This is a genomic window from Allobosea sp. Root381, assembly GCF_001429395.1.
Lineage (GTDB): Bacteria > Pseudomonadota > Alphaproteobacteria > Rhizobiales > Beijerinckiaceae > Allobosea.
The window spans coordinates 25,149-38,281 of sequence record NZ_LMJT01000014.1; the positions used below are offsets into that span (position 1 = coordinate 25,149).

13 protein-coding genes are annotated in these 13,133 nt (G+C 68.2%); 7 read left to right on the top strand and 6 right to left on the bottom strand.

All coding sequences use genetic code 11. From position 1 onward, the window contains the following. Positions 1-24: 24 nt before the first annotated feature. Positions 25-405: a hypothetical protein gene (locus tag ASE63_RS13965; RefSeq protein ID WP_056802050.1), complete on the bottom strand. Its 381-nt coding sequence runs from the start codon at positions 403-405 to the stop codon at positions 25-27. Between the two features lie 133 nt (positions 406-538). Here ASE63_RS13965 and ASE63_RS13970 point away from each other — a divergent pair, with 133 nt between their 5' ends. From ASE63_RS13970 to ASE63_RS13985, 4 genes are all read left to right on the top strand, one after another. Continuing rightward, entirely contained in the window at positions 539-1,093 is a 555-nt protein-coding gene (locus ASE63_RS13970; protein WP_244491408.1) for a DUF2975 domain-containing protein, read from the top strand. 10 nt (positions 1,094-1,103) lie between these two features. Next, the gene (locus ASE63_RS13975; protein WP_056802054.1) at positions 1,104-1,334 is read left to right on the top strand and encodes a helix-turn-helix transcriptional regulator; all 231 of its coding nucleotides are present in this window, start codon (positions 1,104-1,106) and stop codon (positions 1,332-1,334) included. A 110-nt stretch (positions 1,335-1,444) separates the two neighbouring features. Next, a complete protein-coding gene (locus tag ASE63_RS13980) occupies positions 1,445-3,529 on the top strand; it encodes an ATP-binding protein (RefSeq protein ID WP_056802055.1) in 2,085 nt (694 codons plus the stop codon). A 317-nt stretch (positions 3,530-3,846) separates the two neighbouring features. Further along, complete coding sequence (locus ASE63_RS13985) at positions 3,847-4,698, top strand: GNAT family N-acyltransferase (RefSeq protein ID WP_280137446.1); 852 nt, start codon at positions 3,847-3,849, stop codon at positions 4,696-4,698. A 108-nt stretch (positions 4,699-4,806) separates the two neighbouring features. Here the strand turns inward: ASE63_RS13985 and ASE63_RS13990 are convergent, their stop codons facing one another. Genes ASE63_RS13990 through ASE63_RS14000 form a run of 3 tightly spaced genes read right to left on the bottom strand, consistent with a single transcriptional unit; the run spans position 4,807 to position 7,591 of the window. Then, entirely contained in the window at positions 4,807-5,673 is an 867-nt protein-coding gene (locus ASE63_RS13990; RefSeq protein WP_056802059.1) for an SDR family oxidoreductase, read from the bottom strand. Further along, the gene (queG, locus tag ASE63_RS13995; RefSeq protein WP_156410347.1) at positions 5,670-6,851 is read right to left on the bottom strand and encodes a tRNA epoxyqueuosine(34) reductase QueG; all 1,182 of its coding nucleotides are present in this window, start codon (positions 6,849-6,851) and stop codon (positions 5,670-5,672) included. The genes ASE63_RS13990 and queG overlap by 4 nt, the downstream gene beginning before the upstream one ends. Positions 6,852-6,898: 47 nt before the next feature. Continuing rightward, the gene (locus tag ASE63_RS14000; RefSeq protein ID WP_056802061.1) at positions 6,899-7,591 is read right to left on the bottom strand and encodes a glutathione S-transferase family protein; all 693 of its coding nucleotides are present in this window, start codon (positions 7,589-7,591) and stop codon (positions 6,899-6,901) included. A 246-nt stretch (positions 7,592-7,837) separates the two neighbouring features. Here ASE63_RS14000 and ASE63_RS14005 point away from each other — a divergent pair, with 246 nt between their 5' ends. Next, the gene (locus ASE63_RS14005; protein WP_056802146.1) at positions 7,838-8,635 is read left to right on the top strand and encodes an undecaprenyl-diphosphate phosphatase; all 798 of its coding nucleotides are present in this window, start codon (positions 7,838-7,840) and stop codon (positions 8,633-8,635) included. Positions 8,636-8,642: 7 nt separating this feature from the next. Here ASE63_RS14005 and ASE63_RS14010 read toward each other — a convergent pair whose 3' ends face one another. Together ASE63_RS14010 and ASE63_RS14015 are read right to left on the bottom strand one after the other, a co-directional pair. Next, positions 8,643-10,364 (bottom strand): MFS transporter, encoded by a 1,722-nt coding sequence (locus ASE63_RS14010; protein WP_082609934.1) that lies wholly within the window; start codon positions 10,362-10,364, stop codon positions 8,643-8,645. 64 nt (positions 10,365-10,428) lie between these two features. Beyond that, entirely contained in the window at positions 10,429-11,316 is an 888-nt protein-coding gene (locus ASE63_RS14015) for a protein-methionine-sulfoxide reductase heme-binding subunit MsrQ (RefSeq protein ID WP_056802063.1), read from the bottom strand. Positions 11,317-11,439: 123 nt separating this feature from the next. Between ASE63_RS14015 and ASE63_RS14020 the strand changes: the two genes are divergently transcribed. Both ASE63_RS14020 and mgrA read left to right on the top strand, forming a co-directional pair. Then, positions 11,440-12,054: an HAD family phosphatase gene (locus tag ASE63_RS14020; protein ID WP_056802065.1), complete on the top strand. Its 615-nt coding sequence runs from the start codon at positions 11,440-11,442 to the stop codon at positions 12,052-12,054. Between the two features lie 28 nt (positions 12,055-12,082). Next, complete coding sequence (gene mgrA / locus ASE63_RS14025; protein ID WP_056802067.1) at positions 12,083-13,105, top strand: L-glyceraldehyde 3-phosphate reductase; 1,023 nt, start codon at positions 12,083-12,085, stop codon at positions 13,103-13,105. The last annotated feature ends 28 nt before the right edge of the window (positions 13,106-13,133 follow it).

Here is a 13,133-nt window from a genome sequence, read left to right on the forward strand (position 1 = left end):
GTTGATCCGGATCCATGCCAGGATTCATCGGTGCTTGCAGCCCGCCCGATTGAGCATGTCCCTGACGATCAATGGCGTCGCGGGTATTTCCGCCACGTTCTGGCCTGCGGCCGCGGTCTTGAGCACCTTGCCGATATTCGCGGCATCCAGCCCCAAAGCTGTCCGGCAGGTTGCGCGGCCCATGCTGACGACGGCGCTGGCGGTTTCGCCGACGCCGGCAAGATAGGCGGTCATGACTTGCTGCGCCGTCCTATCGCTCGGAGCCTTCTCCAGCATCTGCATCACCTGGGCGACCGAGATCTGGCCGTGGGAGGTCGAGGGCGTGGCTATCGATGGGGATGCGGCTGGGATGACGGCCGCGAAGGGGATGAGGGCGACGGCCAGTTTGGCAAGTTGACGAGACATGCGGGGCTCCTGGGCTGATCTTCGATCTGTCTGGTGAAAATAAATTATTGTCAAACAATAATTTATTGGCCATGACTCGGCCAACTTGGAGAGGAGCTTCCGAACCGTGCTTCAATCGCGAACGATGACCGACATGCCCGCCGAGCAGGAACGCGAACGGCGTCTCGATCGGATTCGGCGCCTCAGCCGATCGATGGCGACGGGGTGCCTCGTGACGTCCGGCCTGCTCGTGGCGGCCATGTTGTCCTATTGGGTCATGACGCCGACGCGCGCGTTGTTCGTCCAGGCCGGGATTATGCATGGGCCCGCCGCGGAGATCGGCCTTGCCATCCGGGCGCTGGCGTTTGGCATCTCCATGGTTCCGCTCGGGGCGCTCATCTACGGGCTCCTGAGCGCCCGTCGATGCTTCGATGCCTTCGCAGCCGGCCGCATCTTCGCCAGCGAACCGATCGGACGGCTCAAGGCGTTTTCGATTGCCGTTGCCGCCTCGGCCCTGCTTAAACCGCTCGCCGGTGCGGCGCTCTCCGTCCTTCTGAGTTTCAGCAATCCGGCGGGTGCGAAAACGCTCTCGCTCCATGTCGGTTCCGACATGCTCATCGCCTTGATCTTCGCGGGAACGGTTGCGGTCATCGCCTGGGTGATGGCCGAGGCTTCGGATATCGCCGACGAGAACCAGCAGTTCGTCTGAAGGACAACGAATGCCGATCCGCGTGCGCCTGGGCGTGATGCTCGCTGAACGCAATGTGAAGTCCAAGGACCTGGCGGAATATGTCGGGATCACCGAAGCCAACTTGTCGTTGCTCAAGCAGGGCAAGGTGAAAGGCGTGCGCTTCGACACGATCGAGCGGATCTGCCAGTTCCTCGACTGTCAGCCTGGAGACCTGCTTCGGTACGAGGCGGGCTCGCTGACGGAACCGAAGGCCGAGTAGGCCAGACGCCCTGCGGTGCCGCCGCAGGGTTAACGAATTGCGCCACTCGATCCCTCGAATCCGCCGTTTTGCCAAAGGTTTCCGCAACGGCCGCCTGCTAGATTGCCGGCATGGTGTCCGATTGGGTTTCCTGGGTCGCAGCCGCTGCGGTCATGCTCGCGCTGCTCGCCGGCTTAGCCGCGCTGATGCTGCTGCGCCAGCGCGGCCGCATGCTGCGGCAGGCTTCCGACCTGGCCAGCGACCTCGATCAGCTCAACGACCGCCTCTGGGCGCTGGCCGAGAGCGAGGAGCATTACCGCAGCCTGATCGCCGCGCAGGGAGACCTGATCGTGCGCCGGGACGGCACCCGCATCGTCTATGCCAATGCCGCCTATGCCGCGCTGCTCGGCCTCGGCGAGGCCGAAATCGTCGGGACGACGACCGCGCCGCGCCTGATCGCCTCCCGCCCCGTCCAGGCGCTCGAGGGTGGGGCACGTGTCTTCGACGAATGCCTCGCGACGCCCGAGGGCGAGCGCTGGATCTCCTGGGTCGAGACGGTGGTGCCGGTCGCGCTCGGCCGGTCCGTGCTGCAGCGCGTCGGCCGCGACATCACCGCCCACATCGCCGGCGAGCGCGCGCTCGACGAGGCGCGCGCCCGGGCCGAGAGCGCCAACGAGGCGAAGTCGCGCTTCCTGGCCACGGTCAGCCACGAATTCCGCACGCCGCTCAACGGCATCCTCGGCATGGCGGACCTCCTCGGCGATACCGGGCTCGACGCCGAGCAGACGACCTATGTCCGGGCGCTCAGGACCTCGGGCGAGGCGCTGCTCGGCCTCGTCGACGGCATCCTCGACTTCGCCAGGGTCGAATCGGGCAAGCTCGACCTCGCCAGCGAGCCTTTCGATCTCGGTCAGCTGGTCGAAACTGTCTCGGAGCTGATGGCGCCGCGGGCTCAGGCCAAGGGCATCGAGCTCGCTGCCCATCTCGCGCCCGACCTGCCGACGCATTTCGTCGGGGACCGTGACAGGCTGCGCCAGATCCTGCTCAACCTCGTCGGCAACGCGATCAAGTTTACGGAAAGTGGCGGTGTCGGCATCACCATCGGCCGTAGCGGCGGCAAGCTCGCGGTTGGCGTAGCCGACACCGGCCCGGGCATTCCGGAGGAACGACGCCAGGCGATCTTCGAGGAGTTCGAGCAGCTGGACGGCCCCACCGCGCGCCGGCAGGAGGGCACCGGCCTCGGCCTCGCCATCGTGCGCCGGCTCGCCATCCTGATGGGCGGTTCGGTCGGCGTCGAGAACAGGCCGGAAGGCGGCGCCCTGTTCAAGGTGCTGCTGCCCTTGGCAGCGGCCCGCGGCGCGGCGGCTCCCGCCCTGCCGGACTGGCGCGGCAAGCGCGTTCTCGTCGTCTCCCCCGCGCCCTTCGGCGCGCTTTATCTGCGCGAGGCCGTTGCGGCTGCAGGCGGCAAAGCCGTGCCGGCCGCGGATGCCGCAGCAGCAATGGAGCGGCTCGGCACCGGGCAGCGCTGGGACGCGGTCCTGATCGACCAGTCGATCGGGCGCGACGCCGCGGCGGCTCTCGCAGCCGCAGCGCTCAGCGCCGCGGCGGAGCATTGCCTGATCATGCTGTCGCCGCTGGAGCGCCGCCAGTTCGGCTCGCCGCGCGAGGCCGGCTTCACCGGCTTCCTCGTCAAGCCGGTGCGGGCCCGCTCGCTCTATGAGCGTCTCTCGCCGGCTCCGGTGCAGGCCGCCGCCAGCCAGAAGCAGGAGGCGCCGCACCTGTCGCAGCCCTCCCACGCGCGCCTGACTGTGTTGGTGGCGGAGGACAACGAGATCAACGCGCTGCTCGCGACGCGGACGCTCGAGCGCTTCGGCTGCGAGGCCGTCTGGGTCGGCGACGGCCGTCAGGCGCTGGCCGCAATCCAGGCGGGCTTCAGTGGCAAGGGCCGCTCCTTCGATCTCGCCTTGCTCGACATCCGCATGCCGGAGCTGGACGGGCTCGCCGTCGCCCGCGCGGTGCGCAAGCTGGAGCGGAGCGAGCCGCAGCGCGCCGCGCTGCCGCTCGTCGCGGTCAGCGCCAATGTCGCCGAAAGCGACAGGGCCGCCGCGCTTGCCGCCGGCATGGATGATTGCCTGGCTAAGCCCCTCGACCGTGCCGCCCTGCAGCGCTGGCTCGACCGGGTCGCGGAACCCGCGGCGGCGATCCGCTCGGCTTAGATCACGTCGCGTTCGGACGGAAACGTCCGAACGCGACGTGATCGATTCTAAAAGCTTAGAGCATTGCTTCTACGGAAAACCGGTTCCGACTTTTTCGCGCAATGCTCCAGCCGTCACCGCTTCGACTCAGTTCTGTCGCGATGCTGTAAGACAGCCGGCGCACAGGTGTCGCATTGCCAGAGAAGGCGGGCTGGGGGACAACACGAGCCATGGCACCTGACCTCCATGGAATTCCGGGTGGGTCGACCCGGCACGATCCTGCGCCTGGCCTGATCCTGTCCGCCCTGTCACCGTTCAGGCTGATGACCGGCGAGACGATGCGCCGCTTCGGCCGCGCCTCGGAGATGCCCGACGCTTTGGCGGGCACGCTCGGCCGCTGCGGCTCGCTCGAGGTCCGGCTGGCGCGGGGGCCGCGCGAGATCTGGCGCGCGCAACGCCTGCGCTACCGCGTGTTCTATCAGGAGATGTCGGCCAAGCCCGATGTGGTCTCGCGCATGTTCCGCCGCGACGCCGACCGGTTCGACGCGGCCTGCGACCATCTGCTCGTGATCGACCATGCCGCGCGCGGGCGTTTCGGCGGTGTCAGGCCGAAGGTCGTCGGCACCTATCGCCTCATGCGCCAAGGCGCGGCGATGCGTCTCGGCGGCTTCTACACGCAAGGCGAGTTCGATCTCGGCCCGATGATCGCGCGCCATCCAGGCCTGCGCTTCCTCGAGCTCGGCCGTTCCTGCGTGCTCGAGCCCTACCGCGGCAAGCGGACGATCGAGCTGCTCTGGCGCGGCATCTGCGCCTATATCCGCCATCACCGCATCGACGCGATGTTCGGCTGCGCGAGCTTCGACGGCACCGACCCCGACGCGCTTGCGGTGCCGCTGAGCTTCCTGCATCACAATGCCCGCTCCACCGGCGCGTGGGGCGCCGCGGCCCGTCCCGACCGCCATGTCGCGATGGATCGTTTGCCGGCGGAGGTGCTCGACGCAAAGCTGGCGCTGAGGCAGATGCCGCCCCTGATCAAGGCGTATCTGAGGCTCGGCGCCCGCTTCGGCACCGGCGCGGTGGTCGACCGGCAGTTCGGCACGACCGACGTGCTGGTGATCCTGCCCGTCGCGGCGATCGACCAGCGCTACTTCGATTATTACGGCGACGAGGGCCAGCACTACGCGGCCTGAGCGCGTCATTGCGAGGAGCGCCAGCGACGAAGCAATCCAGGGGGGACGTAGAGCGCTCCCGCCCCTGGATTGCTTCGCTGGCGCTCGCAATGACGGTTGAAAGCGATCTCAATCCCCGCCGGCCAGCAGCGCCGGCAGCGCCTCGCGATAGCTCGGATAGCGGAAGGCGTAGCCGAGCTCGCGCTTCACCAGGGCGTTCGAGACGCGCCGGTTCTCGCTGTAGAAGCTCGCAGCCATCGGCGAGAGCCGCGCCGGATCGAACGGGACTTCAGGCGGTGGCGCAATCCCGGCGATCCCGGCCGCGAAGCTGACGACATCCTGCGGCGGGGCCGGTTCGTCATCGACTACATTGTAGATTGCGCCCTGGCGCGGCTGCGCGAGCGAGGCCATCAGCACGCCGGCGATGTCGTCGACATGGCTGCGGTTGAAGACCTGCCCGGGCTTGATCAGCCGCGTCGCCTTGCCTTGCCGGAGTTTGACGAGCGGGTTGCGGCCGGGGCCGTAGATGCCGCCGAGGCGGAAGATCTGCACGGCCTTGCCGCTGCGCTCGCCCAGCGCCAGCCAGTCCTGCTCGATCGCGAGCCGGAGCCGCGAGCGCACATCGGGAAGATGCGGCGCTGTCGTCTCGTCGACCCAGGCGCCGCCATGGTCGCCATAGACGCCGATGGTCGAGAGATAGCCGATCCAGCGCAGGCCGGGCGCGGCGGCGAGCTGCTGCTCCAGGCAGGCGAGCGCCGGGTCGGCGGTTTCTCCTGGCTGCACCGAGACCAGCACGGCCTCCGCCTCGGCGAGGGCCCTGGCGAGGAAGGACGACACCGCGAAACCGCCGAACACCAGCGTGCGGATGCCGTCCCGGCTGAGCTGTGCAGCCTTATCGGCCGAGCGCACCGTCCCGGTCACCTCCCAGCCGCGCGCCAGCGCTGCTCGCGCGAAGAAACCGGCCGAATAGCCGAGGCCGAGAATCAGGAGCTTCATGAGGCATGTTCCGGTTCGGGCGCGAGCGCGCCCCATTCGTTGCGGACCTGCGCGTCGTCTTCGCCGGCGAGCGCGGCGGGGGCGAGCGCGCGGGCGCGCTCGGAGCTAAGCCTGATCAGAGCCCAGACCGCCATGGCGCGGACCAGTGGCGAGGCGTCGGCGAGCAGGGTCTCGGCGCTGCCGGCGAGATCCGGCCGGCCGCTGTTGCCGAGCGCGATCAGCACGTTGCGGATGAAGCGGTCGCGCCCCGTGCGCTTGACCGGCGTTCCGGCAAAGAGCGTACGGAAGGCCGCGTCGTCGAGGGCGGCGAGATCGGCCAGCGGCAGCGCGTCGAGCCCGTCCCGCAGCGAAAGCCGGGTCTCCCGTGCGGCTGCGGCGAACTTGTTCCAGGGGCAGACGGCCAGGCAATCGTCGCAGCCGAAGATGCGGTTGCCAATGCCGGCGCGGAACTCCGCATCGATATGGCCCTGATGCTCGACCGTGAGATAGGCGATGCAGCGGCGCGCATCGAGCCGGTAGGGCGCCGGGAAGGCGTCGGTCGGGCAGATGTCGAGGCAGCGCCGGCAGGAGCCGCAATGGTCGCGCTCGGGCTCGTCCGGCGGCAATTCGGCCGTGGTGTAGATCGCGCCGAGGAAGAGCCAGGAGCCGTGCTCGCGCGAGACCAGCACGCTGTGCTTGCCTTGCCAGCCGAGGCCGGCGGCCTGGGCCAGCGGCTTCTCCATCACCGGCGCAGTGTCGACGAAGACCTTGACGTCGACGCCGCCGCGCGCGGCGAGCAGCCCGGCGACGCTCTTCAGCTTGCCCTTGACGACGTCGTGATAGTCGCGCCGGCGGGCATAGAGCGAGATCGCGCCCCTGTCCTTCTGGTCGAGCGTCGCCAGCGGGTCGCCCTCAGTGCCGTAGTTCATGCCGAGCATGACGACGGAGCGGACCTCGCTCCACAACCGGCCAGGCGCCGCCCGCTCTTCGGTGCGCTCCTCCATCCAGGCCATGTCGCCGTGATGCCCCTCCGCCAGCCAGGCGGCGAGCCGTGCCGGCGCCTCGGGAATGGCATCGGCCGGGGCGACGCGGCAGACGGAAAAGCCTTCCGCCAGCGCGCGTTCGACCACGGCGTCCTTGAGGCGCAGGGCCGAGATCGCGGGCTTGGAAACGCAAGCCTCATGCTGACGAGCGGGCATCGTGCGCGGCTCGTCGGGCTGAAGGCCCATTGAGGGTGTCTGCTGCTTCAAAAATCGAGATTGTCGTAATGGGCGCTCGGCGCCATGCCCGGCATCCGGTCGCTCAGCAGGGGCCGGAAGCTCGGCCTCGACTTGATCCTCGCATACCATGCGCGGGCAGCCTCGTCCTCTTCCCAGGGCACGTCGCCGAGATAGTCGACGCAGGAGAGATGCGCCGCCGCGGCGAGGTCGGCATAGCTCAGATTGGCGCCGGCCAGCCAGTTCCGCTTGGTCGTCAGCCAGGCGATGTAGCGCAGATGATAGCGCACATTGGCGCGCGCCGCGCGGATCGCGCTCATCTCGGGCGGGCCGCCGCCCTCGTCGCGCGACATGAAGCGCTTCATCACCTTCTCCAGCACGAGCGGGGAGGTGATCTCTTCATTGAATTTGATCCCGAACCAGTCGAGCAGGCGGCGGACCTCGACGCGCTCGCCCGGCCCCTCCGGCAGCAGCCGGCGCTCGGCGAGGGCAAGCCCGCGCGTCTCGTCGAGATATTCGGCGATCGGGCCGGCGCCCGGCACGGTGAAGCCGCTCTCCTCTCGGAAGACCGGCGTCGTGCCGGCTGGGTTGAGCTCGAGGAACTCGCGCCGACGCTCCCAGACGCGCTCCTCGACGAGCGTCGTCTCCAGCCCGTACTCGGCCAGGACGAGCCGGATGAAGCGGGAATGCGGGCACAGCGGATAATGATGAAGGGTCGCCATGGCACTCATGAAACAGGGAGGTGCGGCCGAAGCAGGGCCGCGGAACTGAAATTCAAGCCGAAGGAAGCAGAATGCCGCTATACGGCCGCCCGGAAGGGCTCACAACAGGCCGGCGGTGGAAAGCCGCGATTCCGCCGGGTCCGCTTGGCGATTTGGTAACCAATTCGCAAAAGGCTGGGTTTATCGCGGTGCAGCGATTAAGAGATGCCGCGCCGAGGCGCCGGCCCGCATGAGGAACAGCCTGCCATGGAAAATGCGTTCGAAGCGGCTCTCCTCGGCGTCGTCGAGGGGCTGACCGAGTTCCTGCCTGTCTCCTCGACCGGGCATCTCCTGCTGCTCGGTCATTTCCTCGGCTTCGAATCGAACGGCAAGTCCTTCGAGATCCTGATCCAGCTCGGCGCGATCCTGGCGATCCTGCTGGTCTATTTCCGCCGCCTGCTCGACATCGCGCTGCGCGTTCCCAGCGATCCGGCGGCGCGGCGCTTCGTCATCGGCGTCGTCGTGGCCTTCCTGCCCGCTGCGCTGATTGGCGCCGTGCTGCACGGCTTCATCAAGGGCGTGCTGTTCAACCCCTTCATCGTCTGCATCTCGCTGATCGTCGGCGGGCTGATCCTGCTCGTCGTCGACGATCTTGAGCTTGAGGTGAAGCACCAGGACGCCACGACCTTCCCGCTGCCGATGTATCTCAAGATCGGCTTCATCCAGTGCCTGGCGATGATTCCCGGAGTCTCGCGCTCGGGCTCGACCATCGTCGGCGCGATGCTGCTGGGGTCGAGCAAGCGCGCCGCGGCCGAGTTTTCCTTCTTTCTCGCGATGCCGACCATGGCCGGCGCCTTCGCCTATGACCTGCTCAAGAGCTACAAGACGCTGACCGTCGACGACGTCACGCTGATCGCGATCGGCTTCGTCACTGCCTTCATCTCCGCGCTGATCGTGGTCCGCTCCTTCCTCGACTTCGTCACGAAGCGCGGCTTCGCTCCCTTCGCCTGGTGGCGGATCGTCGTCGGCCTGTTCGGCCTCGCTGGTCTCTGGATCTACGGCTGAACCCTGCTCAGCCGCTGTGCCCGGTCGGCTCGGGCGGGTGCTGGTGCTGCATCGGCAGGCCGCGCGGCAGGGTGGCGGTCTCGCGCTCGATCATGCGGTGGACCACCGGCGGATTCGGCCCCTTGTGCAACGCCCTGACGCGGTCGCTGATCTCGGCATCGGCCTGCGTCACGCGCTGCGCCTGCCGGACATATTCGACCCAGGTCGGGCTGTCGTAGCGCTCGACCCAGAGCTCGGGATCGGTCAGGTCGCGCAGCAGCGTCCAGTGGCGGGCGCCGTCGCGCCGCCGGATGCGCTTGCGCTCGGCCATCGCCTTCAGGAACTCGACGACGTCCTCCTCGCGGATCAGCCATTCGATGGTGACGATCACCGGCCCGCTGCGCGGCTCGATATCGACGGCGACCTTCGGCTCGCGCCAGCGGCTGAGCGGATCGAGGTTGAGCGCCGTCAGCGGCGGCAGCACGTAGCGCAGGCCGATGGCGCCGCCGGCCAGCAGGGCGAGGGCGGAGAGCAGCAGCGCCTGCGCTGGCCCCAGATGCAGCGTCGCATAGCCCCAGGCCCAGCTGCCTGCCGCCATGCCGCCGAAGGTCGCCATCTGGTAGAGCGAGAGCGCCCTGCCCACCACCCAGCGCGGAGCCGAGAGCTGCACGGTCGCGTTGAAGGTCGAGAGCGCCAGCACCCAGCAGGCGCCCGCGACGGCGAGCGCGAGCATGGTCAGCCACATCATCGTGCTGATGCCGATGACCGCGGCCGAGGTCGCATAGGCGGCGAAGGTCGCGCGCACCAGCGCCTCCGTCGTCAGCGTCCGGCGCAAGCGTGCACTCAGGAAGGCGCCGACGACCGCGCCCGCCCCGAACGCGCCGAGCAGCACGCCGAAGACCAGCGGCCCACCCTTGATCAGGTCGCGCGCGATCAGCGGCAGCAGGGCCAGCGCGACGATGCCGCCGAAGCCGAAGGCGAAGGCGCGTAAGGTGACGCTGCGGATGTTCGGGGACATCGCGACATAGCGGATGCCGGCCCCCATTGCGATCAGCAGTGTCTCGCGCGGCAGCAGCCGCTCGACACGCGGCGGCTCCCAGCGGGCCAGCACGACGAGTAGGCCGATATAGCTGAAGGCATTGACCACGAAGGCCGCCACCGCACCGGCCGCCGCCACGATGGCGCCGCCGATCGCCGGGCCGACGCTGCGCGCGATGTTGAAGGCGACGCTGTTGAGCGTCACCGCGGCCGGCACGTCGCGCCTTGGCACCATGTCGCCGACCGAGGATTGCCAGGCCGGGTTGTTGAGGGCGTTGCCGCAGCCGATCAGGAAGGTGAAGCCGAGCAAGAGCCAGGGCGAGAGCAATCCGTACCAGGCGAAGATCGCGAGCATGATCGAAACGCAGAGCATGAAGCCCTGCGCCGTCAGCAGGATGCGGCGCCGGTCGTAATTGTCGGCGAGCGCGCCGGCCGCCAGCGAGAACATCATCACCGGAAGCGTCGTCGAGGCCTGGACGAGCGCGACCATGTCCGGCGAATCCGAGAGCGAGGTCATCAGCCAGGCGGCGCCGACCATCTGCACGAGGCCGCCGAAATTCGAGGCGAGGCTGGCGATCCAGACGGCGCGAAAAATCGGCTGTCGTAGCGGTGCGAGGGCCGAATAGGGCTCCTGCGCAGGGGCGACGCCCTCCGCCGCGAGCTCGGCTTGCGCTACGTCGGCTGTCGGCTGGGCTTGGGGATCGTCAGGCATGCCTTAAGGGGTAAGGCCAATGCCGCGAACTGCCAACCGTGATCGCTCGCCGATCTGCCTTGCGTCACGAGGTGGCGCTGGCCGCCGCCCGGGCGCGCTGCGGCCGCGGCTGCCCGGCCCGCGGCCGGCGGACAGTGGCTCCAACCGCGACGACCAGCCCGACAAGGGTGACCCAGTGCCCCGGCCTCAGCGCGGTGACGTCGCCATAGACGACGATGTCGGCATTGGCCTGGAAGACCATCCAGGCCGAGGCGCCGGTCGTGAGCGCGTACCAGGCGGTCTCGACGAGCGCCGTGGCGAGCCCCGTCGCCAGTGCGGTCGCAGCCAGCATCGGCGGCGTCAGGGGAAGCCCGAAGCGGACGAGCCCGCGATAGGCCATCAGCAGCGCGAAGAGCCCGATCATCAGCATCGGCTCCGTCACGTCGATCTTCGCCTGCAGCGCGAAATGCAGCAGCGCCAGCAGCGCGATCGGGTAGATCAGGTTGTGCAGGCGCTGCCAGTTCTTGCCGCCCATCCGGCGGATCATGCCGTCGGTCGAGGTCACGCCGAGCGCGACGAGCCCCGTCAGCGCGGTTATGCCGACGATGAGGTAGAAGCGCTTGGCGATCTCGGAGGCGATCAGCCCCCAGTCGAAGGCGAGGTCGATGCAGTAGAGCGTGAAATGCCCCGCCGCATAGGCCAGCACCGAAAGCCCCAGCATGCGCCGGATGCCGATCAGCTTCGGCCAGTCGAGGATCCGCCGCAGCGGCGAGACGGCAAGCGTGATCAGCAGCAGCCGGATCGCCCAGGTTCCGGTGTCATGCACGGCCCGGGTCCAGGGTTTCGCGCCGAGCTGGCCCATCCAGGCCTCGCTCGCCAGGATCAGCGCCGGTACCAGCACGAGCGCGAAGGTCGCAGCCCTCAGCCCCGAGAAGCGTCCTTGCCGGTCCAGCCATGGCAGCCATTGCTGCATGCCGTTCTCCGCCGTTGCATTCGTCCCTTGGGATACGCGAGAGTGGCGGCCCCTGTCTCGCTGCCCGGCACACAAGAGCGTGAGCGCCTGGCCGTGCCGCTTCTCTCCCGACGGACGTTAGCCATGCCCATCACTGCCCCCACCGTCGTCTTCGATGTCGGCAACGTCCTGATCCGCTGGGACCCGCAGATCGTCTACCGCGAGATGATTCCGGATGACGAGAAGCGCGCCTGGTTCATGCAGAACGTCTGCACCGCGGCCTGGAACATCGAGCAGGATCGTGGCCGAAGCTGGGAGGAGGCCGTCGCCCTGCTGGTCGCCAGCCACCCGGAATGGGAGGCCGAGATCAGGGCCTATGATGAGCGTTGGCACGAGACCGTGCCCGGCATTGTCGACGACAGCGTCGCCGTGCTGGGCGAACTGAAGGCCCGCGGCGAGAAGGTCTACGCCATCACCAATTTCTCGCGCGAGAAATGGGCCGAATGCCTGATCCGCTTCCCGTTCCTGCAAAGCTTCGACGGCGTCGTCGTCTCGGCGCATGAGCGTGTTATCAAGCCCGATCCCGAGATCTTCCATATCCTGCTGCAACGCTACGGGCTTGCCGCGGGAGATTGCATCTTCATCGACGACAGCGCGAAAAACATCGATGCGGCGCGGGCCGTCGGCATGAAGGCGGTGCATTTCGTCGAGCCGATCGACCTGCGCAGCGCACTGGCGGCGCATGGCGTGCCGTTCTGACGAGACAAGACCCCGAAGGAGCGAGCCGATGGCCAGCGCAAACCGATACGACCAGATGACCTATAACCGCTGCGGCCGCAGCGGCCTCAAGCTGCCGGCTCTCTCGCTCGGCCTCTGGCACAATTTCGGTGAGACCACCGCGCCCGATGTCGGCCGCCGGATTTGCCGCACGGCCTTCGATCTCGGCATCACCCATTTCGATCTCGCCAATAACTACGGGCCGCCGCCCGGCTCGGCCGAGACGGCCTTCGGCGAGATCCTGCGCAATGACTTCGCCGGCCATCGCGACGAGCTCGTCATCTCAACCAAGGCCGGCTACCGGATGTGGCCCGGCCCCTACGGCGAATTCGGCAGCCGAAAATACCTGCTCTCCAGCCTCGACCAGAGCCTGAAGCGGATGAAGCTCGACTATGTCGACATCTTCTATTCGCATCGCTTCGACCCGGAAACGCCTCTTGAGGAGACGATGGGCGCGCTCGATTCGGCCGTCCGCCAGGGCAAGGCGCTCTATGTCGGCCTGTCCTCATATAATTCGAAGCGCACACGCGAGGCGGCGGATATCCTGCGCCGGCTGGGCACGCCCTGCCTGATCCACCAGCCGAGCTACTCGATGATCAATCGCTGGGTCGAGGAGGACGGGCTGCTCGACACGCTCTCCGAGGAGGGCATCGGCTCGATCGTGTTCTCGCCGCTGGCGCAGGGCATGCTGACCTCGAAATATCTCGGCGGCGTGCCGGAGGGCAGCCGTGCCGCGCGCAAGGCGCCGTCCTTCCGCGACGGCTTCCTCTCCGACGACAATCTCCGCCGCATCGCCGCGCTGAACGAGATCGCCGCGGCGCGCGGCCAGAGCCTCGCCCAGATGGCGATCGCCTGGGTGCTGCGCGGCGGGCGCGTGACCTCGGCGCTGATCGGCGCGAGCCGGCCCGAGCAGGTCGAGGATTGCGTCGCGGCGCTGAAGCGGCCCGATTTCAGTCCCGAAGAGCTGGAGGCCATCGATCGTCACGCCGTCGAGGGCGGCGTCAACATCTGGGCGGCTTCCATCGAACGCTGAGGCGGGCGCGGCGCGCGCGGACCCGGTC

What these genes read in the sequence shown, in the direction of transcription:
- queG (WP_156410347.1), bottom strand. Translation starts at nt 6,851, where the DNA reads ATGCCCGCTCGTCAGCATGAGGCTTGCGTTTCCAAGCCCGCGATCTCG.
- ASE63_RS14010 (WP_082609934.1), bottom strand. Translation starts at nt 10,364, where the DNA reads ATGCCTGACGATCCCCAAGCCCAGCCGACAGCCGACGTAGCGCAAGCC.
- ASE63_RS14015 (WP_056802063.1), bottom strand. Translation starts at nt 11,316, where the DNA reads ATGCAGCAATGGCTGCCATGGCTGGACCGGCAAGGACGCTTCTCGGGG.
- ASE63_RS14000 (WP_056802061.1), bottom strand. Translation starts at nt 7,591, where the DNA reads ATGGCGACCCTTCATCATTATCCGCTGTGCCCGCATTCCCGCTTCATC.
- ASE63_RS13985 (WP_280137446.1), top strand. Translation starts at nt 3,847, where the DNA reads ATGCGCCGCTTCGGCCGCGCCTCGGAGATGCCCGACGCTTTGGCGGGC.
- ASE63_RS13980 (WP_056802055.1), top strand. Translation starts at nt 1,445, where the DNA reads ATGGTGTCCGATTGGGTTTCCTGGGTCGCAGCCGCTGCGGTCATGCTC.
- mgrA (WP_056802067.1), top strand. Translation starts at nt 12,083, where the DNA reads ATGGCCAGCGCAAACCGATACGACCAGATGACCTATAACCGCTGCGGC.
- ASE63_RS13970 (WP_244491408.1), top strand. Translation starts at nt 539, where the DNA reads ATGCCCGCCGAGCAGGAACGCGAACGGCGTCTCGATCGGATTCGGCGC.
- ASE63_RS13975 (WP_056802054.1), top strand. Translation starts at nt 1,104, where the DNA reads ATGCCGATCCGCGTGCGCCTGGGCGTGATGCTCGCTGAACGCAATGTG.
- ASE63_RS14005 (WP_056802146.1), top strand. Translation starts at nt 7,838, where the DNA reads ATGGAAAATGCGTTCGAAGCGGCTCTCCTCGGCGTCGTCGAGGGGCTG.
- ASE63_RS13990 (WP_056802059.1), bottom strand. Translation starts at nt 5,673, where the DNA reads ATGAAGCTCCTGATTCTCGGCCTCGGCTATTCGGCCGGTTTCTTCGCG.
- ASE63_RS14020 (WP_056802065.1), top strand. Translation starts at nt 11,440, where the DNA reads ATGCCCATCACTGCCCCCACCGTCGTCTTCGATGTCGGCAACGTCCTG.
- ASE63_RS13965 (WP_056802050.1), bottom strand. Translation starts at nt 405, where the DNA reads ATGTCTCGTCAACTTGCCAAACTGGCCGTCGCCCTCATCCCCTTCGCG.